The sequence below is a fragment of the Nocardioides sp. QY071 genome, assembly GCF_029961765.1.
Taxonomy (GTDB): domain Bacteria; phylum Actinomycetota; class Actinomycetes; order Propionibacteriales; family Nocardioidaceae; genus Nocardioides.
On sequence record NZ_CP124681.1, the window covers coordinates 2,587,758 to 2,611,070 of the forward strand.

At 72.8% G+C, this 23,313-nt stretch carries 23 protein-coding genes; 15 read left to right on the top strand and 8 right to left on the bottom strand.

Features of this window, described 5'->3' with window-relative positions; genetic code table 11:
* Positions 1-39: 39 nt before the first annotated feature.
* The 4 genes from QI633_RS12415 (at position 40) to QI633_RS12430 (ending at position 6,021) form a co-directional block, all read left to right on the top strand.
* Positions 40-1,170 carry a site-2 protease family protein gene (locus QI633_RS12415; RefSeq protein ID WP_282429168.1) on the top strand — a complete coding sequence of 377 codons (1,131 nt, stop codon included), beginning with the start codon at positions 40-42 and terminating at the stop codon, positions 1,168-1,170.
* Entirely contained in the window at positions 1,167-3,239 is a 2,073-nt protein-coding gene (locus tag QI633_RS12420) for a glycogen debranching N-terminal domain-containing protein (RefSeq protein WP_282429169.1), read from the top strand. Before QI633_RS12415 ends, QI633_RS12420 begins: the two co-directional genes overlap by 4 nt.
* A gap of 113 nt (positions 3,240-3,352) precedes the next feature.
* On the top strand, positions 3,353-4,705 hold the full coding sequence (locus tag QI633_RS12425) for a phosphoribosyltransferase (RefSeq protein WP_282429170.1): 1,353 nt from the start codon (positions 3,353-3,355) through the stop codon (positions 4,703-4,705).
* A complete protein-coding gene (locus QI633_RS12430; protein WP_282429171.1) occupies positions 4,702-6,021 on the top strand; it encodes an erythromycin esterase family protein in 1,320 nt (439 codons plus the stop codon). The genes QI633_RS12425 and QI633_RS12430 overlap by 4 nt, the downstream gene beginning before the upstream one ends.
* Before the next feature lie 12 nt (positions 6,022-6,033).
* On the opposite strand, the gene QI633_RS12435 is transcribed toward QI633_RS12430, so the two are convergent.
* The 4 genes from QI633_RS12435 to trxA form a co-directional block, all read right to left on the bottom strand.
* Positions 6,034-6,249 (bottom strand): hypothetical protein, encoded by a 216-nt coding sequence (locus QI633_RS12435; RefSeq protein ID WP_141798915.1) that lies wholly within the window; start codon positions 6,247-6,249, stop codon positions 6,034-6,036.
* A gap of 312 nt (positions 6,250-6,561) precedes the next feature.
* Positions 6,562-7,020, bottom strand: a complete 459-nt coding sequence (locus QI633_RS12440; protein WP_282429172.1) for a GAF domain-containing protein — start codon at positions 7,018-7,020, stop codon at positions 6,562-6,564.
* Complete coding sequence (locus tag QI633_RS12445; protein ID WP_282429173.1) at positions 6,984-8,180, bottom strand: FAD-dependent oxidoreductase; 1,197 nt, start codon at positions 8,178-8,180, stop codon at positions 6,984-6,986. Before QI633_RS12445 ends, QI633_RS12440 begins: the two co-directional genes overlap by 37 nt.
* A gap of 113 nt (positions 8,181-8,293) precedes the next feature.
* Positions 8,294-8,641 carry a thioredoxin gene (gene trxA / locus QI633_RS12450; RefSeq protein WP_282429174.1) on the bottom strand — a complete coding sequence of 116 codons (348 nt, stop codon included), beginning with the start codon at positions 8,639-8,641 and terminating at the stop codon, positions 8,294-8,296.
* Positions 8,642-8,798: 157 nt separating this feature from the next.
* Here trxA and QI633_RS12455 point away from each other — a divergent pair, with 157 nt between their 5' ends.
* Together QI633_RS12455 and QI633_RS12460 are read left to right on the top strand one after the other, a co-directional pair.
* Positions 8,799-9,203, top strand: coding sequence for a CBS domain-containing protein (locus QI633_RS12455; protein WP_141798911.1), 405 nt, complete (start codon positions 8,799-8,801; stop codon positions 9,201-9,203).
* 218 nt (positions 9,204-9,421) lie between these two features.
* On the top strand, positions 9,422-9,784 hold the full coding sequence (locus tag QI633_RS12460) for a hypothetical protein (RefSeq protein ID WP_141798910.1): 363 nt from the start codon (positions 9,422-9,424) through the stop codon (positions 9,782-9,784).
* A 123-nt stretch (positions 9,785-9,907) separates the two neighbouring features.
* On the opposite strand, the gene QI633_RS12465 is transcribed toward QI633_RS12460, so the two are convergent.
* The 3 genes from QI633_RS12465 to QI633_RS12475 all read right to left on the bottom strand — a co-directional run bounded on the left by QI633_RS12465 (position 9,908) and on the right by QI633_RS12475 (position 11,710).
* The gene (locus QI633_RS12465) at positions 9,908-10,327 is read right to left on the bottom strand and encodes a pyridoxamine 5'-phosphate oxidase family protein (protein ID WP_160158255.1); all 420 of its coding nucleotides are present in this window, start codon (positions 10,325-10,327) and stop codon (positions 9,908-9,910) included.
* Positions 10,328-10,344: 17 nt separating this feature from the next.
* Positions 10,345-11,154 carry an SDR family NAD(P)-dependent oxidoreductase gene (locus QI633_RS12470; protein ID WP_141798908.1) on the bottom strand — a complete coding sequence of 270 codons (810 nt, stop codon included), beginning with the start codon at positions 11,152-11,154 and terminating at the stop codon, positions 10,345-10,347.
* 97 nt (positions 11,155-11,251) lie between these two features.
* Positions 11,252-11,710 (bottom strand): DUF2231 domain-containing protein, encoded by a 459-nt coding sequence (locus QI633_RS12475; protein ID WP_141798907.1) that lies wholly within the window; start codon positions 11,708-11,710, stop codon positions 11,252-11,254.
* Positions 11,711-11,842: 132 nt separating this feature from the next.
* On the opposite strand from QI633_RS12475, the gene QI633_RS12480 reads away from it, so the two are divergent.
* Positions 11,843-12,529 (top strand): response regulator transcription factor, encoded by a 687-nt coding sequence (locus QI633_RS12480; RefSeq protein ID WP_141798906.1) that lies wholly within the window; start codon positions 11,843-11,845, stop codon positions 12,527-12,529.
* The gene (locus QI633_RS12485) at positions 12,526-13,860 is read left to right on the top strand and encodes a HAMP domain-containing sensor histidine kinase (RefSeq protein ID WP_141798905.1); all 1,335 of its coding nucleotides are present in this window, start codon (positions 12,526-12,528) and stop codon (positions 13,858-13,860) included. Before QI633_RS12480 ends, QI633_RS12485 begins: the two co-directional genes overlap by 4 nt.
* A gap of 19 nt (positions 13,861-13,879) precedes the next feature.
* On the opposite strand, the gene QI633_RS12490 is transcribed toward QI633_RS12485, so the two are convergent.
* Positions 13,880-14,470, bottom strand: coding sequence for a hypothetical protein (locus QI633_RS12490; RefSeq protein ID WP_222117836.1), 591 nt, complete (start codon positions 14,468-14,470; stop codon positions 13,880-13,882).
* 208 nt (positions 14,471-14,678) lie between these two features.
* Between QI633_RS12490 and QI633_RS12495 the strand changes: the two genes are divergently transcribed.
* From QI633_RS12495 to QI633_RS12525, 7 genes are all read left to right on the top strand, one after another.
* Positions 14,679-15,299 (top strand): hypothetical protein, encoded by a 621-nt coding sequence (locus QI633_RS12495; RefSeq protein ID WP_282429175.1) that lies wholly within the window; start codon positions 14,679-14,681, stop codon positions 15,297-15,299.
* A 119-nt stretch (positions 15,300-15,418) separates the two neighbouring features.
* Positions 15,419-17,050 carry a GTPase gene (locus QI633_RS12500; protein WP_282429176.1) on the top strand — a complete coding sequence of 544 codons (1,632 nt, stop codon included), beginning with the start codon at positions 15,419-15,421 and terminating at the stop codon, positions 17,048-17,050.
* Positions 17,047-18,561, top strand: a complete 1,515-nt coding sequence (locus QI633_RS12505; protein WP_282429177.1) for a GTPase — start codon at positions 17,047-17,049, stop codon at positions 18,559-18,561. The genes QI633_RS12500 and QI633_RS12505 overlap by 4 nt, the downstream gene beginning before the upstream one ends.
* Positions 18,562-18,743: 182 nt before the next feature.
* The gene (locus tag QI633_RS12510) at positions 18,744-19,376 is read left to right on the top strand and encodes a sigma-70 family RNA polymerase sigma factor (RefSeq protein WP_141798901.1); all 633 of its coding nucleotides are present in this window, start codon (positions 18,744-18,746) and stop codon (positions 19,374-19,376) included.
* Positions 19,373-19,969, top strand: a complete 597-nt coding sequence (locus QI633_RS12515; protein WP_282429178.1) for a hypothetical protein — start codon at positions 19,373-19,375, stop codon at positions 19,967-19,969. The genes QI633_RS12510 and QI633_RS12515 overlap by 4 nt, the downstream gene beginning before the upstream one ends.
* Positions 19,970-19,989: 20 nt before the next feature.
* Positions 19,990-22,560, top strand: coding sequence for a CHAT domain-containing protein (locus QI633_RS12520; protein WP_282429179.1), 2,571 nt, complete (start codon positions 19,990-19,992; stop codon positions 22,558-22,560).
* A gap of 115 nt (positions 22,561-22,675) precedes the next feature.
* The gene (locus QI633_RS12525; protein ID WP_282429180.1) at positions 22,676-23,254 is read left to right on the top strand and encodes a serine acetyltransferase; all 579 of its coding nucleotides are present in this window, start codon (positions 22,676-22,678) and stop codon (positions 23,252-23,254) included.
* Positions 23,255-23,313: the final 59 nt, after the last annotated feature.

Genomic DNA, 23,313 nt, shown 5'->3' on the forward strand with positions numbered 1-23,313 from the left:
GCCCTGTCCGGCGGTCGGGGGCCGTCCCATGCTGGGGAGGTGCGCGGACACCTGCGACTGGGACGCCCCCTGGGGTTCCCGGTGGAGATCAGCTGGTCCACCCTGGTCGTGGTGGGCATCTTGACCTGGGCACTCGCTGACGGCGTGCTGCCGGTCGCAGCACCGGGATACGCGAGGCTGTCGTACTACCTCGCCGGACTCGTGGGCGCGCTGACCCTGATCGGATCGCTGCTCGCCCACGAGCTCGCCCACGCCGTGGCGGCCAGGCGGTCGGGAGTACAGGTGGAACGGCTGACCCTGTGGCTGTTCGGAGGTGTCGCGACGCTGCGGGGAGATCCGCGCAACCCTCGGGCGGAGCTCCGGATCGCGGCTGTGGGGCCGGTGACCAGCCTCGCGATCGCGGTCGCCATGGCCGCGGTGTGGGCCGCGCTCGGGCAGGCCGGCGCCGACGAGCTGGTCGTGTCCGTGGCCGGGTGGCTGGCCCTCACCAACGGGATGCTCGCCGTGTTCAACCTGCTGCCCGGAGCACCGCTCGACGGTGGACGGATCCTGCGTGCCGTGCTCTGGTGGCGCCGGGGTGACCGGGTCAGCGCCGCCAGCACAGCTGCAGCAGCCGGACAGGTGCTGGGCTGGTGCCTCATCGCGACCGCGACCATGGCCGTGCTGCTCGGTGATGTCGTCGACGGGCTGTGGCTCACGATGATCGGGTGGTTCGTGCTGACCGCGGCCCGCACCGAGCAGGTGGCTACCCAGGCGGAGCGAGCGCTGGGAGGCATCGTCGTCCGTGACGTGATGAGCACCGGGGTGCGTACCGGTTCGGCTGACACGACGGTGGACGAGTTCATCTCACGCTACGTCGTGAGCGGTCACCACTCGTGCTACCCGGTGGTCGAGGCCGGGGGAGCGGTCGTCGGCCTGATGACCCTCGGGTGCCTGCGAGCCGTCCCCGCCGCGGCCCGGTCGACCACCTCGGCCCGAGACGCGTGCCTGCGGATGGAGGAGATCGCCCGCTGCGGACCCGACGAGCCGTTGGTCCAAGTCCTGTCGCGGGTCACCCGGCAGTCCGGACTACGTGCGCTCGTCTTCCAGGACGGCCTGCTCGTCGGCATCGTGACGCCGTCCGACGTCGCGCGCACCCTGGAGTCGCGGGCCCTGGCGGCGACCCGATGACGGAGCCGTGGCTCTTCGCCGAGACGCCGGCCACGTTGGCGGCGACCAGCGTCACCGTCATGGAGGGCACGACCTTCTGTATCGGCGACGGAGCGGGCGACCTCGGTGGCGTGGACCCGGGAGGCTTGTTCGTGCGCGACACCCGGGTGCTGCTGGTCTGGGATCTCGTTGTCGCCGGGCGCAGGGCGGCGCCCCTGAACGTCCACCACGAGTCGCCGTACTCCGTGGTGCACGTCGGACACCTCCGCCTCCCCTCCGCGGAGGGGGCGCAGGAGGTCTTGGTGACCCGGCACCGGGTGGTGGGCGACGGCATGCGGGAGGAGATCGGTCTCGTGAACTGCTCCGGGCGAGCGTGCCGCGTCGACCTGCGACTGCTCGTCGGGGCCGACCTGGCCGACCTGTTCGAAGTCAAGGACGGGCGCGTGCCCGGACGTCCGCTACCGACGACAGTCGAGCGTCACAACCACCTGCGGGTGGACGGGGATCGTGCGTCCGGATCCGGTGTCGTGATCGTCCCGGACGACGCGGCGGTCGCCGACGCAGGCAGCCTCTTGTGGAGCGTCGAGCTCGAGCCCCACCAGGCGTGGACCACGGATGTCGAGGTCCTGGTGAGGGTGGGCGGCGAGCTGCTGGCCGCGCTGCATCCACGTGGTCTCCCGGCGAGCGAGGCGCTGCCCTTCCAGCGGCGGGCCGACTGGTGGGCTGCCGCACCGACGCTGGAAACCCCGGACCGACGGACCCGGGAGGTGCTGCGGACCAGCGTCGAGGACCTCGGCAGCCTCCGGATCATGGACCCGGCGCATCCTGATCAGCAGGCCGTCGCGGCAGGGGCTCCGTGGTTCATGGCCCTGTTCGGACGTGACTCGCTGATCTCGTCGCTGATGCTCCTGCCGCTCGCGCCCGATCTGGCGCTGGGCACCTGCCGCGCGCTAGCCGCGCATCAGGGACGCGAACGGGTCGACGTGACGGAGGAGGAGGCCGGCCGGATCCTGCACGAGCTGCGCCTGGGCCCGGCCGGCACCTTGGCGCTCGGCGGTGGCAGCGCGTACTTCGGCAGCGTCGACGCCACGCCACTCTTCGTGATGACGATGGGCGAGATAGTGCGTTGGTGCGGGCCGGAGGCCGTGACGCCCGACCTGATGGGTGCGGTGGACCGGGCCCTGGACTGGATCGCGAGGTCCAGCGACCACGAAGGCTTCCTGTCCTACGCCCGAATGACCCCGCAGGGGCTGCGGAACCAGGGCTGGAAGGACTCGTGGGACGGCGTCAACTTCGCTGACGGTCGGCTGGCCGAGGCGCCGATAGCCCTGGCCGAGGTCCAGGGATATGTCTACGCGGCCCTGTTGGCTCGCGCCACGCTGGCGGAGGCGCTCGAGGGAGGTCGCGGCGCCGACACCTGGCGTCGTCGCGCGGACGACCTCAAGGAACGCTTCGACGAGCGGTTCTGGCTTCCGGAGCTCGGCTGGTTCGCTTCCGCGCTCGACCGTGACGAGCGACCTGTCGACGCACTGACGTCGGCACTCGGCCATCTGCTGTGGACGGGCATCGTCGACTCGTCGCGAGCCGATCGGGTGGCAGAGCTACTGCTGTCACCCGAGCTCTTCTCAGGATGGGGCGTCCGGACGCTCGCGACATCGATGGCGCGCTACGACCCGCTGAGCTACCACAACGGGTCGGTCTGGCCACACGACACCGCCATCGCTGTCTCCGGGCTGGCTCGCTACGGCTACCACGACGGGGCCGCTCAGGTGGCTGACGGTCTGCTCGACGCCTCCCTGTGCTTCGAGCATCGCCTGCCGGAGCTGTTCGGCGGGTTCGCCCGCGGTACACCCACGGTCCCCGTCCCCTACCCGGCAGCGTGTGCGCCCCAGGCGTGGGCCGCCGCAGCGCCGGTGGAGCTGCTGCGTGCCCTGATCGGCCTCACGCCGGCGGACGACGGACTGGCGTGCACGCCCTTCGTCCCACACGGGTTGCTCCCTCTCCGGTTGGACGGGGTGCGCAGCCGCGGTGCGTCCTACCTGGTCGAGGTGGCGTCCGACGGGCGGCACCGGGTACGGCGTCGCACCTGAGCAGCAGGTCGCTGGTCCTACGGTCGGGGACTTCCGGCCCTGACCATCTGGTGGGCGCCGGGCGCAGGATCGCTGCACGGCCGACCGCACGAGACGAGGATCGAGGACCGGCGATGAGCACTGGAACCGACATGACGTTCGCCGACCGCGTGGATGCCGGACGCCAGCTGGCACAGCGGCTCCAGCACCTGCGTGGCCAGGACGTGGTGGTGCTGGGACTTCCCCGAGGCGGGGTGCCTGTCGCCTACGAGGTGGCGCGCGGGTTGCGAGCTCCGCTCGACGTGATCGTGGTGCGCAAGCTCGGCCTGCCCTTCCAGCCCGAGCTGGCCATGGGGGCGATCGGCGAGGGCGGCTACGAGGTACTCGACAGGGGCCTCATCGCGCGCACCGGTGTGACACCTCGGCAGGTCGAGTCCGTCCGGGCCCACGAGCGAGCCGAGCTCGAGGACCGGGTACGACGATTCCGCCGTGGAAGAGAACCCGTCGATCTGTCGGGACGCACCGCGGTCATCGTCGACGACGGAGTCGCGACCGGTGCCACGGCGGTCGTGGCCTGCCGGGCCGCGCGACACCTGGGAGCAGCGCGGGTGCTGGTCGCCGCGCCGGTGGGGCCGCGGGGGCTGCGCCGGCAGGACCTCGGCGCGGACGACGTCGTCCTGGTCCGGGCCCCCGAGCCGTTCTGGGCGGTCGGCCGGCACTACCGCGACTTCAGGCCCACCACCGACGACGAGGTCGTCGCCCTGCTCGACGCGGCGTACACCGACCGGGCGCCGACCGGGCCGAGCGGGACCGGCCACGATGCCGACGTCGAGATCCCGATGGGGGACGTCGTCCTGCATGGCCACCTGCACCTGCCGGCGCAGCCACGGGGCGTCGTGGTCTTCGCCCACGGCACCGGGAGCAGCCGCCACAGCAGCCGCAACCAGTACGTCGCCCACGTGCTGCGCGAGGCGGGCCTCGGCACGCTCCTGCTGGACCTGCTCACCCCCGAGGAGGAGCCGGACCGCGCAAACGTCTTCGACATCGCCCTGCTGGCCGGCCGGGTGGCGACCGCCGTCAGGTGGCTGCGCACGCGGCCGGATGTCGGCGTGGCCCGGATCGGCCTGTTCGGGGCGAGCACCGGCGCGGGCGCCGCTTTGTGGGCTGCGGCGGACACCGAGCTCGACATCGCCGCGGTGGTCTCCCGCGGTGGACGTCCGGACCTGGCCGGTCCGCACCTGGGCAACGTGACGGCGCCGACCCTCCTGATCGTCGGCGGCGCGGATCCGCAGGTGCTGCGACTGAACCAGCTGGCCGCCGACCGGCTGGGTGGCGTGAGCCGGCTGCGGGTCGTGCCGCGCGCGACGCACCTGTTCGAGGAGCCCGGGACGCTGCGTGAGGTCGCGCACCTCGCTCGGGAGTGGTTCAGCCACTACCTGCTGGCCGCGACGCACCGGTCGGGGACCGGGCCGGTGGTCACCAGATGAGTACTCGCCTTGACGCCCTCGACCGGGCGGCAGCGTCCCAGGCCCAGCGCTTGGCGCGCCCTCTCGTCACCGCGGCGGACCTCGATCCACTGGTGGCGCGCCTGGGCCCGGTCCGGTTGGCCTGCCTCGGTGAGGCGTCGCACGGCACCCGCGAGTTCTACCGGTGGCGGGCCGAGCTGAGTCGGCGCCTCATCGAGGAGAGGGGATTCACCTGGATCGGGGTCGAGGGGGACTGGCCCGACTGCTGGCGGGTCAACCGCTGGCTGCGCGCTCCAGAGGAGGATCGGCGCACGGCACGCGACGTGCTCGCGGACTTCGGGCGCTGGCCGACCTGGATGTGGGCCAACACCGACGTCGCCGACTTCCTCGACTGGCTCCGCGCCCTCAACCTCGCCCGGCCGCTCGACCGCCGTGTCGGCTTCTACGGCCTCGACGTCTACTCCCTGTGGGACTCACTTCGCGAGATCCACGACTGGCTCGCCGAGCACGCCCCGGACGCCCTGCCGGACGCCCGTCGTGCGTGGCAGTGCTTCGTTCCCTATCGCGAGGACCCCCATCGCTACGCATGGGCGACCCGCTTGGTGCCCACCTCCTGCGAGGACGAGGTCGTCGCCCTGCTCGCCGAGGTCCGGCGCCGGCACGGGCAGGTCGCCGAGGGGGACGAGGATGCGTTCGCCGTCGTGCAGAACGCAGAGGTGGCCGCCAACGCCGAGCTGTACTACCGCACCATGGTGCGTGGCGATCGGGCCTCCTGGAACATCAGGGACCAGCACATGGTGCTCACGGTCGAGCGGATCGCGCGCCACCTCGGGCCCGAGGCGAAGGGTCTGGTCTGGGAGCACAACACGCACATCGGCGACGCGCGAGCGACCGACATGGCTGTGTCCGGGATGGTCAACGTCGGCCAGCTCCTGCGCGAACGGCACCGCGCCGCGGATGTCGCGCTGGTGGGGTTCGCGGGCCATCGCGGCACAGTTCTCGCCGCCTCGGGGTGGGGCGAGCCGGAACGCGTCCTCCCCGTGCCGGAGGCGCGCCGGGGAAGCCACGAGGACCTCCTGCACCATGCCCTCGCCCGTCCCGCTGTGATCGCCTTCCCCGAGGATCGGACCGGTCCCTGGCTCGCCGACCGGCGCGGGCACCGCGCCATCGGCGTCGTCTACGAGCCCTCCCAGGAGAGCGGCAACTACGTTCCGACGGTCATCGGGCAGCGCTACGACGCCCTGATCTGGCTCGAGCGGACGCAGGCGCTCGTTCCGCTGCACCACGAGGCGCCCCCCGTCGAGCCCGAGCTCGAGACGGAGCCCTCAGGGTTCTGAGTCGTCGTGGCCTCATCCGTGGAGGGCGCGCAGGGCGTCGTACACCATGTAGGCCGGCCAGAACACGCCCTGGACCACGGCCCACACGTGTTCTCCGAAGCCGTTGGCGCCCTGCCAGAACCAGACCCAGGCGCCGATGATCCCGAGCCCGTACAGGGCCTGCGGAGGGCTGGGCATGCGGCTGTCGATGCGCGTGGCAGAAGTCGTGGTGTCGTCGTTGTCGTCCATGCCTCATGGAACAGAGCCTGGCCGGTGTCAGCACAGAGGCCGAAGGTCCTCCTCCGGGGGCACCACGGCCCTGGGCGCGGCGCTCGGAGCGCCCGATGCTGGCGGAGGGAGGAGGCATGATGGTGGCGGATGTTCCGGGATGGGCGGTCGCAGCTGTGCTGCCTGCCGCCGTCGCGATGGTCACGGTCCTGGGCGTGGCGGCGGGCGTGCTGGTCTATGCCGCGTACTCGGCTCGCGGCCGCGCCGTACCGGGTCCGTTGCGGTGGATGCTGCCGGCACTCAAGCTCGCCGCGTCGGCCCGGAACCACACGCTCATGGTTGCGTCGTCTCGTCGACCAGCGACGAGAGCCGGGTCCGCAGGTCGAGCATCGGGGCGATCCGGGTCGCGCACGCCAGGACGAGTGCCTCGTCCTGGTCGGTGAACGGCCTGTCGACGGAGAACCGGACCACCGACGCGCCACCCACGACGCGCTCGTCGACCAACAGGGGCACGCCCAGCACGGCCCGGATCGGGAAGCGCTGCAGGGTGGCGATGGCGAGATGTTCGGCAACGAACTCGATGACCCTCTCGACCGCCTCGGCGCACCTTCTGTCCACCCGCGGCAGCAGCCAGGCTCGCCTGGCGTCCTCCGTCGCCTCCACAGCCCCCTCCCGGGAACAAGTCAAGCCGGGCACTGGTCGTGTCCGCAAGGAAGCCGGTGAGACGGTGCAGTCCGGTCCAGCGCCCCGGAGCGTCACGGCAGCTGCACGTAGCCGTGCTCCATCTTCCACAGGAAGTACTTCTCGAACGCCAGCTTCATCAGGTGGGCCTGCGGGCCCGGGACGAGCACCCCGTGCTTGCGGGGCGGAAGCATCTTGTCCGCGAGGATCACGACGCCGTTGTTCCCGGCGTCCATGACACATACCGCCTTGATGTCGCCGAACGGCCGCTCGTCCGTGGGCGCCTCGCCGCGAACCTGGTGCGCGATGTTGCGTGCCGCGACGTGGGCCTGCTGCTCGGTCGGGAACCCGGTCTTGGGCACCCCGACGGGTACCGACGTCGTCCACGGCACCTCGACCGCGGCCGCCACGCCCACGGCGTAGACATCGTCGTGCTTCTCGCTCTGGTACGTCGGACGCACCGGTACGAAGCCCTTGGCGTCGGCCAGGCCCGAGTCGCGCAGGAAGTCCTGCCCGAGGAAGGGGGGCACGACCATGCTGAACGAGAAGGGGAGCCGTTCCCCGTTCGCGAGGATGATCGCATCCTCCTCGGCCCGCTCGAGCGCGATCCCGACGCGGGACTCGATGCCCTGCTTCTTCAGGAACATGCCGAGGAGCTGCTCGCCGTGGGGCAGGCCGCCGATGCCGAAGTGGCCGAGGAAGGGCTCCGACGTGACGTAGGTCAGCCGGGTCCGCTTGTGCAGGCCGGCCTTCTTGAGCTGGTGGGCGGTGTTGAAGAGGAACTCATAGGCCGCGCCGAAGCATCCCGCCCCCTGCGTCGCCGCGATGACGACGTCTCCCGGCTGCTCCAGGAACCGTCGCCAGGCCGCGCCTGTCTCGATCGCCCGGTCCAGCGTGGTGATGGTGGAGGTGTTCTCCAGGCCGGGGACGACGCCCTCGTCGTTGCGGTAGCCGGTGGCGACCACGAGGTAGTCGTAGACACGGACCGCGCCGTCGTCGGTGGTGACGGTGCGTGCAGCGGGGTCGACGGCGGTGGCGGCCGCGTGCACGAACTCGATGCCCGCATGCTCCAGCGTCGGTGCCACCGGGAAGGTGATGTCCGACGGCATCCGCTTGCCGAAGGGCAGCCAGATCAGGCTCGGGGTGAACAGGAACCGGTCGCTCGCGGAGACGACCATGACGTCGACGTCCCCCGCGAGCTCGTGCTGCACGGCCAGTGCGGCGGTCAGGCCGCCGAAGTTCGATCCCAGGACGACGACTCGTGGACGCATCTCGTTCTCCTCCGCGTTGGCTGGATGGTTCGATGCCTCCATTCAGCCGCGTCCGGTCCGCCGCGGGTGGAGGCCTACGGCCCGCCCGGTCGGGCCGTAGGTCCTCCCGGGCTTCAGGAGGCGTCGGCGACGGCGTCGAGGGTGAGGTTCCGTACGGCGTCGATCAGCTGCTCGAGGCCCGCCGCAGGTAGGGCGCCGGCCTGGCGGAAGACCAGCTGACCGTCCTTGAAGGCCATCAGGGTCGGGATCGAGGTGATCTGGGCCGCCGCGGCGAGGTCGCGCTCGGCCTCGGTGTCGACCTTGGCGAAGACGACGTCGGGATGGGCGGCGGCCGCGCGCTCGAAGATGGGGGCGAACATCCGGCACGGGCCGCACCAGGATGCCCAGAAGTCCACGAGGAGGATCGGGTTGTCCTGCACGGCGGTCTCGAAGGTGGCGGCGGTGAGGTCGACGGTGGTCATGGGTGGTTCCTCCCTGGGGGTGTGCGTACGACCGCCATAACCCCCCGGGGGGATATTTGATTCCCGGCCAGAAGTCCTCGGGTGACGGGACATTGCGCCCTGCGACGGACGGGCACGCAGTGCGAGCGTGGGGTCCCCACCCCTTCCAGGAGGTCTCATGTCCCCGTCCGAGGTGCTCGCGTCCGAGCTGATGTCGTGGCCGGTCGTGACCGTCGACCACTCCTGCACGCTGCAGGAGGCGATCGAGGTCCTCGGCGCCGAGGAGGTCGGCGCGCTGGTCGTCACCCGGCACGGCCGTCCGGCTGGAGTGCTGTCTGAGCGCGATGTCGTCGCCCACCTCGCACGCGCCGCCGATCCGACCCACGTCACAGCGGGGGAGGCGATGACCGACGAGGTGGTGACGGCACCGGAGACGATCACCCTCCGTGACGCCGCCCGGCTGCTGGCCACGGCCGACGTCCGGCACCTGCCGCTGACCAGGGGTGACGAGATCGTCGGGATGCTCTCGTGCCGGGACGTGGTCGATGTGCTTGCCGACGTCCGGCGTACCGGATCGGCGTGAGCAACCCATGACGCGCTGACCGCACCGACCGGAGGGCCTGATGCCGTCGGCGGTGCCGCGGACCGACGCCATGACCATCTGGCCGACTGTTCGGTCATCAGTGCGGAGCCGGACCGCCCGCCGCCCGCCAGAAGTCCTCGACTGCCGGGACGTTGCGCCCTGCGGCCGTCGAGCATGCGGTGCGAGCGTGGAGGTCTCATCCCGCACCAGGAGGTGTCATGTCCCCATCCCCATCCCCGGATGCCGCACCCCGCGGCGATCGTGACGTGCGGCGCGCCTGGTGGTGTCTCGGGCTCTTCATCCCGTCGTTCCTCGGCGCGTTCGTGACGGGTGAGGGCCTTCTGGCGGTCCTCGGCTACGACGGAGAGGAGAGCGCGCCCGTGGGTGTCGCTCTCGTGGCCGGCGTGCCGGCGATGACCGTGTTCGCGTTGCCGGCCCTGCTGATCGGGCACTTCGGGCGGCGGGCTATGCGCAACGGACACGTGCAGGGCCGTGAGCCGACCGTCGTGGCGTTCGTGATCGCGGGTGTCTTCGTCGTGGTCAACGTCTTCCAGCTCGCCCTGCTGGCGGCACTGGGCTGAGCCGGGGCGAGAGCCGGAGCGGTGAGTGCGGCGACGTCTCCTGGACCAGTTGGTCGATCGCGCCGGGCTCGGTGACGTTTCGGCGGGTCGCACTGGCGCCGGACGCTACCCCCCGGTGCAGACTCAGTCGTCCACGAGCCGGCGGCCGCTGATCTGCGTCGGGCTGACCCGGACGTACACCGGCCGGAAACCCCGCGCCCAGGGCACCGGGCGGGTCGACTCCATCGCGGGCAGGTCCTCGCTCTCGACGTACGACGAGGTGCCGCGTACCAGCACGCTCCACCCGGTCTGGTGGAAGTCGTCGAGCCGGTCGACCTGGAAGGAGACCGTCGCGTCGTTGAGCCTCAGGCACATTTGGCTGGCCGGCGAGACGCGGAACAGGACCGTCTCGCCGTCCATCCGGAAGTTGACCGGGAGCGCGACCGGCCCGTCGTCGTCGGTGTACACGATGCGGCCGACCCGGGCCAGGCCGAGGAGCTGCAGGCACTCCGAGCGCGGGATGTCGTGCAGCGTCGCCTGCTGCAGGTCCTCGTAGGCGTCCATGTCCGTCATCCCTTCGTTCAGGCCAGCAGGCGTCCGCCGTCGACCACGATCTGGGCGCCGGTGACGTAGGAGGCCAGGTCGCTGGCAAGGAAGAGGGCAGCACGGGCGATGTCGTCGGGTGCGCCCATCCGGCGCATCGGGACCTGGGCGAGGAACGCCTCGAGGACCGCCTTGGGGTCGGTCCCGGAGCCTCCTGCCGCCTGCATGGTGGCCACGCCGGGTGTGGCGATGGCGCCCGGGGCGATGGCGTTGACCCAGATGCCGTGGGGGGCGAGCTCGAGGGCGAGGTTCTTGGTGAAGCCCCAGACGCCGTGCTTGGACGCGTCGTAGTGCGCCAGGCCCACGCTCGAGGGGTGCAGTGCGTCGATGGAGGTCACGTTGATGATCCGGCCGCCGCTCTCCTGGTGGCGCATCCGCAGCGCGGCCTCCCGTGAGCACAGGTAGACGCCGCGCAGGTTGGTGCGGATCACCCGGTCGAAGTCGTCGGGCGTCATGTCGAGCACCGGCACACTGGGGAAGATCCCGGCGTCGTTGACCAGGATGTCGACCCGGCCGCGCCAGCCGATGGTGTCAGCGACGAGGCGGTGGACGTCGTCGGCGTCACCGACGTCGGCGTACATCGCCATCGCGGAGCGACCGTGCTCGACGAGCTCCTTGGCGGTCGTCTCCGCGGCCTCGAGGTCGGCGTCAGCGACGACGACGGAGGCCCCGGCCTCGGCCAGCCGCTCGACGATGCCCCGCCCGATGCCCATGGCACCGCCAGTGACGATCGCCGTGCGCCCGGTCAGGCTGATGAGGTCGGTGATGCTGGGTGAGCTGATGCTCATGGCTGGTCCTCTCGTTGTCCGTGCGACACGACCAGCCTGTGCGAGGGTGACGGTGGCGGACAGGGTCCAAAGACCCGTCGAGCCCCGGCCTCTTGGCTCACTCGGCGGAGGAGGACGTGACCTGGTCGCCCCAGGCGGCACGGGCACCGGAGTCGCCCACGCGGTAGACCTGTACGCCGGCGGCCAGCGCGGCCACGACGGCACCGGCGGCCAGGACCCGCGCCGCGTTGCGGGCTCCGGGACCACGGCGGTCGACCCAGACGAGTCCGGCCACCAGCAGCAGCAACGGGAGGGCGAACCAGATCAGCTGGTCACCCAGCTGGGCGTGGGAGCCCGGGTCACCGACGTGCTTCTCCAGCGCCTCGCCGCTCGAGGTCGCCACCGGAACGAGCGCCGTCGCGACAAGGGCGACACCCAGCACCAGGAGGCCGTAGCGCTGGCGCCACGCGGGCCGGGCCACGATCGCCAGGGTGCCGAGGATCGCCAACGGCAACAGGACGACGACCGCGTGGACGACGAGGGGGTGGAGGGGAAGGCCGTTGACCAGGTCGAACATGCGGACTCTCCGTCAGCTGGGGAACGAGGCGGTGCGATCCTTTCGCCCCGGCCGTCATGGCCACCCCAAGAGAACCTCAAATCCACGTCAAGGACCGCCAACGGCGACGTGCTCCCGCGTACGGTTCACCCCATGGCGCGGGTCTTGCTGGTGGAGGACGACGAGGCCATTCGCGCCGGGCTGGTCCGCGGACTGCGCGCGCTCGGGCACGCGGTGACGAGCGTCGCGACCGGCGGCGCCGCGATGACCGAGCTCAGCTCGGGGCCGCCGGACGTCGTCGTCCTCGACCTCGGCCTGCCCGACGTGGACGGTGCCCGGGTGCTCGAGGTCAGTCTCGCCCTCAAGGCGGCACCGGTCATCGTCGCGACCGCACGCGACGACGAGGCCGAGGTCGTCCGGCTCCTCAACGCCGGAGCGGACGACTACCTGGTGAAGCCGTTCTCGGCCGCGCAGATGGACGCACGCATCCGCGCCGTGCTCCGGCGCACCCGCCCGGCCCCCGATCAGGAGCCCGAGCTGCGCGTCGGTGACCTCGTCCTGGACCCGGTGGGGCGAGAGGTGACGCTCGATGGTCGCGCGCTGGAGCTCACCCGCAAGGAGTTCGACCTCCTGCAGGCGTTGATGCAACGGCCCGGTGAGGTCGTGAGCAGGCGTCAGCTGCTCGCCGACGTGTGGCAGCAGCCGTGGGGCGGCGCGGACCGGACCGTCGACGTGCATCTCTCGTGGCTGCGGCGCAAGCTCGGCGAGTCGGCGGCACAGCCTCGCTACCTGGTGAGCGTGCGTGGTGTCGGCGTCAAGATCGTGGAGCCGGAGGCGTGAGGGTCACCTTGCGCAGCAGGGTGATCGCGCTGGCCGTCGGTACGGCGACGCTCGTCATCGTGCTCGCCGGCATTCCTCTCGCCCTCATGCTGCGCAGCGATGCTCGTGCGAGCACGGACCAGGAGGCGACCTACGCCGCGCAGGGAACTGCCGACTACCTCAGCGCACGCACCGCCGACGAGTCCGTTCTCGAGGCCTACCTGACCCGGCTGAACCGCCGTGAGGGCACCTCGGTCTCGGTCCGCCTGCCCGACGGGACCGTGATCGGTGCCCCGCGCGACCTCAGCGCCATTCCTCGCAACGCGGTCGCGGGCAGCGGCGACCGCGACAGCGACGACCTGGGTGTCGTCTCGGTGCCACGGATCGTCTCGGCCGGCGGACGCCGGTTCGTCGTCGTGGACTGCCGCACCAGCACCGGGGAGGCACAGGTCGTGGCGCTGGTCTCGAGTGAGCGGGTCGCGGAGCGCACCCGCAACCGCTACCTGGTCGCCGGCGCGACGGCATCGCTGTTGCTGGGGCTGGCCTGGCTGGCGGCCGAGGTGACCGGACGCAGGATCGTGCGGCCGTTGCGTCGCACGGCGGAGACGGCGATCGCGCTGGGCTCGGGAGACCTCACAGCGCGCGCGCCGACCGGCGGGCCGGCCGAGGTCGCCCGGGTGGCCACGGAGCTCAACGCGCTCGCGGACCGGATCGACGAGCTCCTGACCGGTGAGCGCGAGGCGGCGGCCGACCTGTCGCACCGGCTGCGCACCCCACTGACCGCGGTGCGGTTGAGCGTCGAGGGTCTGCCGGCCGGCCCGGCGCGTGACGAGCTCGAGGCCGCCGTCGGCGGCCTGGAGCGGAGCCTGACCCACCTCATCCGGGCGGCCAGGAGCGGGGTTCGCGGGGGAGTCCATCTGCGTTGCGACGCCGCCGCGGTGGTCGCGGAGCGGACAGCCTTCTGGGCACCACTGACCGAGGACCAGGGCCGAATGACGCAGATCGAGCTGGCCGCCGGGCCGGTCTGGGCGAAGGCCGGCGCCGACGACCTCGCCGCGGCGGTCGACGCCCTGATCGAGAACGTCGTCGCCCACACTCCCGAGGGCACCGCCTTCAGCGTGCGGCTCGACGAGACCTCGGAAGGGGTGGTGCTCGAGATCGTCGACGACGGCCCCGGCATCGCGGTGTCGGCCCTCGACCGCGGGACGGCGGGTGGCGGGTCGACCGGGCTCGGACTCGACATCGCGCGGAGGGCCGCCGAGTCCGGCGGTGGGCGGCTCGAGGTCGTCGAGCTCGGGGGCCGCCACGGCATCCGGCTGGTGCTCCGACCGGCGGAGGCGCCGCTCGCCTGACGCGACGCCTCGCGCTGGGTCAGCGCAGGACCGGGAACCGGCGTACGACGGGCAGCTGCGCCCAGCTGTGGCCCAGGCCCCAGGTGGCCCCGGCGCCGGCCAGGCCGAGCACGACCATGCTGACCGCGCCGAGCAGGTGCTCGTCGAGGACCGGGTTGTTGGCCGGGGGCAGCACGACGCTCCACATCAGGACGTACATCACGAAGCCGGCGAGGGTTCCCAGGCGCATCCCGATGCCGAAGGTCAGCGCGATGCCGATGCCGAGCAGGCCGAGCATGAAGGCCCAGTCTGCGAACGCGGTGCCGGCGAGGCTGTTCCAGAAGCCCTGGAACGGGCCGTCGGCGGCGAAGCCGAGGAAGCCCTGGGTCGGACTGCCGCCGTGGATCCAGGCATCCGGCCCGAAGCGGTCGACGGTGCCATCCTGCGCCGCGCCGGTGGCGTACCCCAGCGCGAGCAGCTTGTCGGCGAAGGCCCACAGGAAGGTCAGGCCGAAGCCGATGCGGAGCACCGCCAGGGCCCGGCGGGCGGCGGTGTCGGCCACCGCTGCCTCCTCGTCGTGCCCGACGGTGTGGTCGACGAGGTGGTGGAGGTGGGTGGTGAAGGTGGTCATGGTGATCAGCTCCTCGATCGTTGGTACGTCGAGTCGACCAGCGGACGGGGGTGCTCTGGCAGAGACCGAGGTCGCCCGTCCGCAGGTCGAAGGTCCCCCGACCGCTCGTCGGGGGGACCCCTGTCGCAGCCTGCTCGAAGCCCCTACCTTGTGGGGGCAGCCCGAGCTGCGCCGAGCACTGGGCGATCTGGCCCGAGGACAGGAGCTGGTGACCACCGTGGTGCGATTCACGGACATCGTCGACTGGTACGAGGGCCGCCTCGACCCGGCCGCCGCGGACGAGGTCCAGCGCGCGATCGACGCCGGGGACGAGCGGACCTGGAGCGCCGTGCGCTGGCTGCAGAGGTTCAACGCCACCGCGGCCTCGCTCCAGCTCTCCGCGCCGCCGCCGATCGTGCGCCAGAACCTCCGCCAGGCGTTCCGCGACTGGGCCGCGATCCGCCCGGTCGACAGCAGCGCGCCGCGAAGCGTCGTCGCCGCGCTGATCTTCGACAGCCGGCAGGGCCCGACGCGGACCGGTACCCGCTCCGGCGCCGGTGACGACGGGACCGTCCACCTCGCGTTCGGCAGCGACGACGTCGACGTGATGCTCGACGTGACCCCGCTCGGCGAGCACCGGGTCCGGATCGAGGGACAGGTGCTGCCGGTCGACGCCGACACCTCGCCGGTGTTCCGGGCCTCGGTGGTCGCCGGCGGCGAGACCTTCCGGACGATGGAGGGCGACCGGCTGGGCCGGTTCGCCTTCGACTCGGTCCCCGACGACGTCTGCGAGGTGGTCGCCGAGAACCGCGACCTGCGGGTGAGCGTCAGGCTCGAACACCTGCCCTGACCTGCTGAGAAGTCCTTCCGACGATTTCCGAGGGCAGCGGATCTTTTCGCGCGCCTCCGCGCACTGGTGCATCGAGGGCTGCGACAGGCGCAGTCCCGAGGCGAGGCACGAGGTGACTGGTGGGCGCTGCGCAGATCCGGTGGGGCGGGTCCGACATCCTGGGTGAGGTTGCTGCCGAGGCGACCCACGGGCTGCGGGACGCGCTGCACGCCGCCGTGCTGCCGCTGGGGCTGCCCGGGAGCGGTCCGGTGCGCGAGCGGCGCGAGATCCTGCTGCACCAGATCGACGACTATTTGGTCCCGCGCTTGGCCGAGCCCGATCGGCCGCTCCTGATCGTCGTCGGCGGACCCACCGGCGTGGGCAAGTCCACGATCGTCAACACGCTGGTCGGCCAGGGGGTCACCCAGTCCGGGCTGATCCGCCCCACGACGCGCTCGCCCGTCCTGATCCACCACCCCGCCGACAGCGCGTGGTTCGCGCGCGACGGCATCCTCACCGCGTTCGACCGCGTCGACCACACCACCGACGACCCGCAGGTCCTCCAGCTCGTGCCGACGACGGCCGTGCCCCGGGGGACCGCGCTCCTCGACGCGCCCGACTTCGACTCCATCGACGATGCCAACCGGCGCCTCGCCACCCGCCTGCTCGCTGCCGCCGACATGTGGCTCTTCGTGACCTCGGCCAACCGCTACGCCGACCAGGTGCCGTGGCACCAGCTCGACGTCGCCCGCCAGCGCGACACCCCGCTGATGGTGGTCCTCAACAGGATCCAGCCCGAGGACCTCGAGGTCGTCTCCACCGACCTGGTGCGCCAGCTGAACCGGCGGGGGATCGGACGCGGCAAGGTCGTCGTCGTCGAGCACGGGCAGGTCAGCGACGGACTGCTGCAGACCACCCAGGTCGACGCGATCCGCGGGGCGATCGAGGACCTCTCCGCCGCCCCCTCGATCCGTCGCGAGATCGCCGCTCAGTGCGTGGCCGGTGCCCTCCGCGAGGCGGGCAAGGTCGCCGACGAGGTGGCGGCCGCGGCCGGCGATCAGGTGCAGGCGGTGGGCGAGCTGCTCCGCATCGCCGACACGACCTACGACACCGCCCAGGCACGGTTGACCCGCGCCGCCGGGGACGGCTCCGTGCTGCGCGGCGCCCTCCTGGCCCGCTGGCACGAGCTGGTCGGCACCGACGCGCAGCTCACCACGGCCGAGCTGATGCAGCGGGTCCGTGACCGTGGCGCAGCGCTCGCCCCCGGCCAGCGGCGCGAGCAGCTCGACGCCATCGAGCTCGCCCTCGACCTGGCGCTGGAGGCGCTCGTGCTCGAGCACGCCGAGCAGGCTGCCGCCGCGACGAGCGACGCGTTGCGCACCACGCCGTACGGCGCCGCGCTGCTCGACTGGTCCGACGACGACCTCGCCCGCCCCGGACGGACTCTCGCCGCCCGGTGCCGCTCAGCCGTCGCCGCTTGGCGTCGGGAGCTGGGTGCGGGCGCGGCCGGGGTCGACGAGTCCGGCACCGCCGCGCGGCTGCTGTCGCTCGCCCTCGCGGTCGGAGCGCTGACGGGGCCGGGGGCGGTCGCCAACGCACGGCACAGCCTGGACGCGATGCTGCGCGACCTGCTCGCGCTCGAGCGCGACCGCTACCTGCAGCCGGTCATGACCTGGGGGCTCACCCCCGACGCCCCGCACCGCGTCCGTGGAGCGCGGCGGGCGATCGATCACGTCGTCGGAGGTCCGGCGGAGAGGAAGGTGCCGGCATGACCGGTGGACTCGGGGCCGTGTTCCGGGACGCGCCCGCGTCGTTGGTGCGCAGGCAGTCGTCGCTCGAGCGCCGTATCGACGGCCTGCGCACCGCGGTGAAGGAGGCGCGCGGACGCGTCGACGACACGGTGCTCGACGACATCGAGGCGACGACCGCCCGCGCCGACGGCCGGCTCAGCCTGTCGGGCCGGCACACCGTGGTCGCGATCGCCGGAGCGACCGGCTCGGGCAAGTCGACGACCTTCAACGCGCTGGCCGGCGTCCCGCTGTCCGAGTCGAGCGCCCAGCGCCCCACGACCGCGGTGGCCAAGGCCCTGGTCTGGGGCGAGCCCGACGACGAGACCCGCGACCTGCTCGCGTGGCTCGGCGTCCCCGCCGCGAACCAGTTCTACCGATCGACGCTGCCCGACGCCCCGCCCCGCGGCACCCTCCCGGACGGGCTGATCCTCCTCGACCTGCCCGACCACGACTCCGTCGAGACGGCCCACCACCGCGAGGCGGAGCGGGTCGTCCAGCTGGCCGACGCGATGATCTGGGTCGTCGACCCGCAGAAGTACGCCGACGCGGCCATCCACCAGCGCTTCCTACGTCCCCTCGCGGGCCACCGGGCCGTGACCATGGTCGTGATGAACCAGGTCGACACGGTCGCCGAGGAGGAGCGGCCGGGCCTGCTGCGCGACCTGCGCAAGGTGTTGGTCGGCGACGGGATGCGCGACCCGCGCGTGCTCGGGATCAGCGCCCGCCGCGGTCTCGGCGTCGACGACCTGCGCGCCGCCGTCCGTCGCCGGGTCGAGGACAACAGGCACGCCGAGGAGCGGATGGCGGCCGACATCACGGCCGCCGCGACGACTCTCGCCCGCGCAGCCGGCGACGGGCCGCGCTCGGTGCCCGATGTGTGGGTCGACGACCTGGTCCGCCGGGTCGCCGACGCGGGCGGCGTCCCGGGAGCGGCCTCCCGTGTCGAGCGCGCCGAGCGCCGCGTCCGGACCGAGGTCCGGGTGGGCCCGGTCGACGGTGCCGCCGTGAGCGCGGCGGTTCGCTCCTTCGCCGACCAGGCCACGCGCGACCTCACCGACGTCTGGGGGGCGCCGGTGCGGTCGGCGGCGACCGGGCGGTTGCCGCTGCTCATCGAACGGCTCGACGCCGAGCTCGGGGCGCTCCGCCCCGGACCTGGTACGCCGGCCGGCCGGGGCACCCTGGTCGCGGCCGCTGCGGCCGGGCTCGTCGCCCTCGTCGGCGCAGGCGTCCTCGCGACGTCCGGCCGGGCGCTGGCGGCCCTCGCGCTGGCGGTGCTGGCCGTCCTGCTCGGGGCCGGTGGTGGGGCCGCGGTCCGGGCCGCGGTCCGGCGGTCCGCGGCCGAGGACGGCAGGGCCCTCGCCGACGAGTGCGAGCGCGTGATCGGTCGGGTCGTGGGCGCCCAGGTCGTCGACCCGGTGCAGGCCGAGCTGTCGTCGTACCACCGCTTCCGGTCCGGCCTGGACGCCGCCGATGTGACGCGCGCGACACGCTGAGCGGCGATTCCGGACCAGACGTATCAGGTCTGAGAACGCCGATGGGCAACACCGTGACCGGGGCCTTCGAGAGCGCGTTTGATGCATGTCGGAGTGGGGGCTCGCGGCCCTGGTTCCGGGCACGACCACCGGCGATCGACGTGTGACCCACGCTACGAACGCCACGACCACAGTGAAGGACCATGGCCATCCCCTCCCACGGCATCCACGCCGCTTCCGAGACCGACGACCCGCACGCCCCCGTGGCGAAGGTGATCCCGCTGCGGTCGCTGTCCCGCACCGAGGCCGAGCCGACGGACGCCGAGCTGCTCGAGCGCTGCCGGCAGCGTGACCCGCGGGCCTGGGACCTGCTCGTGGGCCGCTACGAGCGGCTCGTCTACTCCGTCGCGCGCCGCAACGGCCTCTCTGCCGACGACGCCGCCGACGTCACGCAGGGCACCTTCGTGACCCTCATCGACTCCCTCGACCGGATCAAGGACGAGGAGCGCCTCGCGTCCTGGCTGATGACGGTCACCCGACGCCAGTCCTGGCGGGTGCGCAACCTCAGCCGTCGCGACGTCCAGCTCGAGGTCGTGCCCGAGGAGGTCGACCAGTCCCAGGACGACTGGGCCTCGATCCTTGCCCTCCACGACGCCCTCGCCGAGCTCGGCGGCACCTGCAAGGACCTGCTGGAGGCGCTCTACCTCGACCCCGAGTCGCCCAGCTATGCAGAGATCGCGCAGCGGTTCGGGCGGTCCATCGGCGGCATCGGACCGCTGCGTGGCCGCTGCCTGGAGAAGCTGCGCGGGATCCTCACCGAGGAAGGTGCTTGGTGACTCCGCGCACGACCTTCACCGAGATCGTCGACTGGATCGAGGGGCGCCTGCCCGCCGACCGGGCGAGCCACGTCGCCGACGCGGTCCGTGACGACCAGGAGGCGGCCGACGCCGCGGCCTGGGTGGCCGACTTCCTCGCCACCGCCGAGCGGCTCCAGCTCGAGGCACCGCCCGCCGACCTGCGCGGCCGGCTGCGCGCGCTGTTCGAGGGCCCCGGCAACGTCGCGGCCGACCGTGGCTGGAGCCGCGCCCGGCTGCTGTACGACACGCGGGGCGCACGGGTCGCCGGCGTGCGCGAGGCGGACGGCACCGGGCAGTCGCACCTCGCGTTCGAGAGCGAGGCCGGCCGGTTCGTGCTCGAGGCCGGACCGGTGTCGGACGGTCACCTCGAGCTGCGCGGCCTCCTGCTCGCCGAGCGGGCACCGATCGCCGCGGAGGTCACCCTGCTCGAGGAAGGTGTCGTGCGCCGCCGCGGCCACTCCACGGCCGACGGCCGCTTCGGGTTCGACGAGGTGCCGGTCTCGGTCGACGAGCTGCGCATCGCGGTCGACGGCATCCGGGTGACCGCTCCGCTCGAGCTGGCCAGGTCCTGACCGAGCCGACGTGAGCTGAGATGAATCGCACCGACGACCGGACCGAGAAGGTCGCCCGCCTGCTCGCCGAGGCCGAGCGGGTCCAGCACCAGGACCTGCGCCGGTGCACGGCGCTGCTCGACACGATCACCGGCCTGCTCGACGCCAACGACGACCCGTCGTACCGCGCCCGGCTGGGCTTCCTGCGCGGCGAGATCGAGCTGGACCGCGGGAGCCTCACCGGCGCGATGAGCGCCTTCCAGCTCGCCCGGATGGACTGGCTCGCGGCGGGCCGAACGCTCGAGGCCCGCGGCGCCATGCTCGGGCGCACCGCCGTGATGCTGGCCGCGGGGGAGTATGCCGACGTCGTGCTCGTCGTCGGCCGGATCCTCACCGGCATCGAGCGGGGCAGCGCCGGGGACGAGGAGCTCGCGACCCGGCTGCACGTGCGCGCCCACCAGCAGCTCGGCTCCGCCCACGCCGCGGTCGGTGACCTGGCCGCCGCGGTGCGGCACTTCGACCTCGCCGACGACCTCGCCCGTCGTACCGGCGACCGGCGCTCGGTCGCCAAGATCGGCCTCCAGCGCGGCCGGGTCCTGGTCGCCGACGGCCTCGTCCACCGCGCCCTCGACGTGCTGAGCGAGGCGCGGCGCGAGCTGACCCGCGAAGGCGCCACCCTCGACGCCGCCAAGGCGGTGATCCCCATCGCCGAGGCACTGGCGGCGGCCGGCACCCCCGTCTCGGCCATGGAGCTGCTCGAGCGGATCGCCCCCGTCCTGGAGTCCCAGGGCGTCGGCCTCGCCGAGCGCGACCGGGTGCTCGCGGAGGCGCTGCTCAGCGCGGGCCTCGCCGAGGAGGCGCTGAGCAAGGGGGCCGCGGCACGCGACGCGTTCCGGGCGTTCGGGCGGATCGCCGACCTCGGGCGCACCGAGCTCGTCTGCGCAGCGGCGGCGCTGCGCCTGGGGCGCACCGACGCGGCCGAGCGGTCCCTGGACGCCGCCGAGCGGCTCAGCGAGGAGTGCGGCGACGTGGTCACCCGCGACGAGGCGCGCCTGCTGCTCACCCGGCTCGCCCACCTGGAGGGCAACCAGACGGCGGTCAGCACCCGTCTGGCCCGGGTACAGGGCGACGAGACCACCCTGGAGGTCAACCGGGTGCGCGCGATGGTGCTCGCAGCCTGGGTCGCCACGGACCCGTACGACGCCGAGGTGCGGATCGCGCGTGCGTCCGCCGAGGTCGACCGGCTGGCCCGTCCCGAGCTGCGCATGGAGCTGCGGCTCGCGCGCGCCCGGTTCCTGCGCCGGGCCGGACGGGTGAGCGACGCCGCCGACGAGCTGCGTGCAGCGTGCGCGATGCAGCCGCTGCTGGCCCAGCGGCCCCGGGCCACCTCGACCCGCGGCGGCCTGCTCGCCGAGGCCAGCGACGAGCTGATCGACCTGCTCGTCGCGGACGGACGGCACTCGACGGTCATCGAGGCCTGGCAGCGGGTCCGCGCGTCGAAGGCCTCCGCCTTCTCGACCCTGCGTGAGCACACCGCCGGCTGGCACGTCGACGACGCCGCCGCGGCTGTCGCCGACACTGACGACCTCATCGACGCCGCCCGCAACCGGACCACCGACCCCGGACGGGCAGAGGCACCCGACCTGCCGCCGGTGCCCGAGGGCCCGGCCGTCGACTACTACGTCATCGGCGGCGACGTGATCGCCTTCGTCATCCGTGAGGCCCAGGTCTTCGTGCGCCGGCTGACCGGGATCAGCTCCGAGACCGCGCGACTGGTCGACGGCTGGCGGCACGAGTGCCACATGGTCGCCGCGCTCGGCGCCACCGGCCCCACCTCCTCACGCCTCGACGCGCTGTACGAGGTGCTGGTCGCGCCGCTCGCCGACCTGCTCAGCGACATCGAGCTCGAGCCGCTCTCGGTCGCCGGGCACCGGCACCTGCTCGGCGTCCCGTTCGACGCGATGCTCGACGTCGGCGCGCCCTGGCGCGAGCGCTTCGCCCCCGCGCCGGACGTGGTCGAGGAGCCGTACGACGTCCAGGTCGCCGCCACGTCCGTGCTGGTGCTCGCCCTGCCCGACGACGACGCACCCGAGATCGGCGCCGAGGCGGACATGATCGCGACGCTCCTCCCCGACGCCGAGGTGCACCGCGGAGAGGCGGCGACCTCCAAGGTGCTCGCCGCGCGGATGGTCGACGCGGACCTCGTCCACCTCGCGACCCACGGCCGCTTCCATGCCGGCAACCCGCTCTTCTCCGCGCTCCGGCTCGCCGACGGCTGGCTGACCGCGGCCGACCTGGTCGACGGCAGCTTCGCCATGCACGACCGGGTGGTCGTGCTCAGCGCCTGCGGCTCGGGTCGCGCGGCCGGCAACCTGGTGCGGCCGATCGGCCTGGCCTGGGCCTGCCTGAATGCCGGGGCCGTCGGCGTCGTCGCCTCCCTGTGGGTGGTCGACGACGCCGTCACCGTCGAGCTGATGACCGAGTTCTACCGTCACCTCGCGGCCGGCGAGGCGCCACGGCGCGCCCTCGGCCTGGCCCGGCGCCGGGTCGCGGCGTCGTACCCGCACCCCTACTACTGGGCGGCCTTCCGCTACTTCACGCCGGCGTCGTGACCTGGCGCGTGCACGCCCAGGTCGTGGTAGCAGGGGTGGCAGCGGCAGGTCGGCTCGGTGGCCGGGGGAGTGGGCCTCATGCTCCACCAGTGCGCGGCGGAGCCCGGAATGATCCGTGACCTGGGCCACCCGCGAGCGAAAATCCCCGGCCGTCGGGATCACCGCGACCGGACGGGCGCACCAGTTGACCGTGAGCATGCCGCAGACGAACCTCCGTGCCGACCTCCTCCAGGACTGGCGGGCCAACCGGCCCGATCTCCGCGGACGCCTGGTCATGGTCGCCTTCCGGCTGGCCCACCGCGCCAGCCGGAACAGGTACGGCGCCCGCCGGGTCCCCGCGACGGCGTACGGCCTGGTCTACCGGGTGGTCGTCGAGTGGGTGCTCAGCATCGAGATCCCGTGGAAGACGTCGATCGGCCCGGGAGCGCGGCTGCGCCACGGCGTCGGGCTGGTGATCAACGACCGGTCGGTGATCGGCGCCCGGGTCCTGCTGCGGCACGGCGTGACCATCGGCAACGCCGTCGCGGCCGGTCCCTGCCCCGTGATCGGTGACGACGTCGAGATCGGCGCGGGCGCCGTGGTGATCGGCGGCATCACCGTCGGCGACGGGGCACGCATCGGCGCCAACGCGGTCGTCACCAAGGACGTGCCGGCCGGCGCGGTCGCCGTCGGCAACCCGATGCGGCTGCGGTGAAAGTTTTCCGCGATCACCGGATCACGGAGCGGTCGGCGACGCACTGGTGAGGCGACACC

What these genes read in the sequence shown, in the direction of transcription:
- QI633_RS12420 (WP_282429169.1), top strand. Translation starts at nt 1,167, where the DNA reads ATGACGGAGCCGTGGCTCTTCGCCGAGACGCCGGCCACGTTGGCGGCG.
- QI633_RS12425 (WP_282429170.1), top strand. Translation starts at nt 3,353, where the DNA reads ATGAGCACTGGAACCGACATGACGTTCGCCGACCGCGTGGATGCCGGA.
- QI633_RS12430 (WP_282429171.1), top strand. Translation starts at nt 4,702, where the DNA reads ATGAGTACTCGCCTTGACGCCCTCGACCGGGCGGCAGCGTCCCAGGCC.
- QI633_RS12435 (WP_141798915.1), bottom strand. Translation starts at nt 6,249, where the DNA reads ATGGACGACAACGACGACACCACGACTTCTGCCACGCGCATCGACAGC.
- QI633_RS12445 (WP_282429173.1), bottom strand. Translation starts at nt 8,180, where the DNA reads ATGCGTCCACGAGTCGTCGTCCTGGGATCGAACTTCGGCGGCCTGACC.
- trxA (WP_282429174.1), bottom strand. Translation starts at nt 8,641, where the DNA reads ATGACCACCGTCGACCTCACCGCCGCCACCTTCGAGACCGCCGTGCAG.
- QI633_RS12455 (WP_141798911.1), top strand. Translation starts at nt 8,799, where the DNA reads ATGTCCCCGTCCGAGGTGCTCGCGTCCGAGCTGATGTCGTGGCCGGTC.
- QI633_RS12460 (WP_141798910.1), top strand. Translation starts at nt 9,422, where the DNA reads ATGTCCCCATCCCCATCCCCGGATGCCGCACCCCGCGGCGATCGTGAC.
- QI633_RS12465 (WP_160158255.1), bottom strand. Translation starts at nt 10,327, where the DNA reads ATGGACGCCTACGAGGACCTGCAGCAGGCGACGCTGCACGACATCCCG.
- QI633_RS12470 (WP_141798908.1), bottom strand. Translation starts at nt 11,154, where the DNA reads ATGAGCATCAGCTCACCCAGCATCACCGACCTCATCAGCCTGACCGGG.
- QI633_RS12475 (WP_141798907.1), bottom strand. Translation starts at nt 11,710, where the DNA reads ATGTTCGACCTGGTCAACGGCCTTCCCCTCCACCCCCTCGTCGTCCAC.
- QI633_RS12480 (WP_141798906.1), top strand. Translation starts at nt 11,843, where the DNA reads ATGGCGCGGGTCTTGCTGGTGGAGGACGACGAGGCCATTCGCGCCGGG.
- QI633_RS12490 (WP_222117836.1), bottom strand. Translation starts at nt 14,470, where the DNA reads ATGACCACCTTCACCACCCACCTCCACCACCTCGTCGACCACACCGTC.
- QI633_RS12505 (WP_282429177.1), top strand. Translation starts at nt 17,047, where the DNA reads ATGACCGGTGGACTCGGGGCCGTGTTCCGGGACGCGCCCGCGTCGTTG.
- QI633_RS12510 (WP_141798901.1), top strand. Translation starts at nt 18,744, where the DNA reads ATGGCCATCCCCTCCCACGGCATCCACGCCGCTTCCGAGACCGACGAC.
- QI633_RS12520 (WP_282429179.1), top strand. Translation starts at nt 19,990, where the DNA reads ATGAATCGCACCGACGACCGGACCGAGAAGGTCGCCCGCCTGCTCGCC.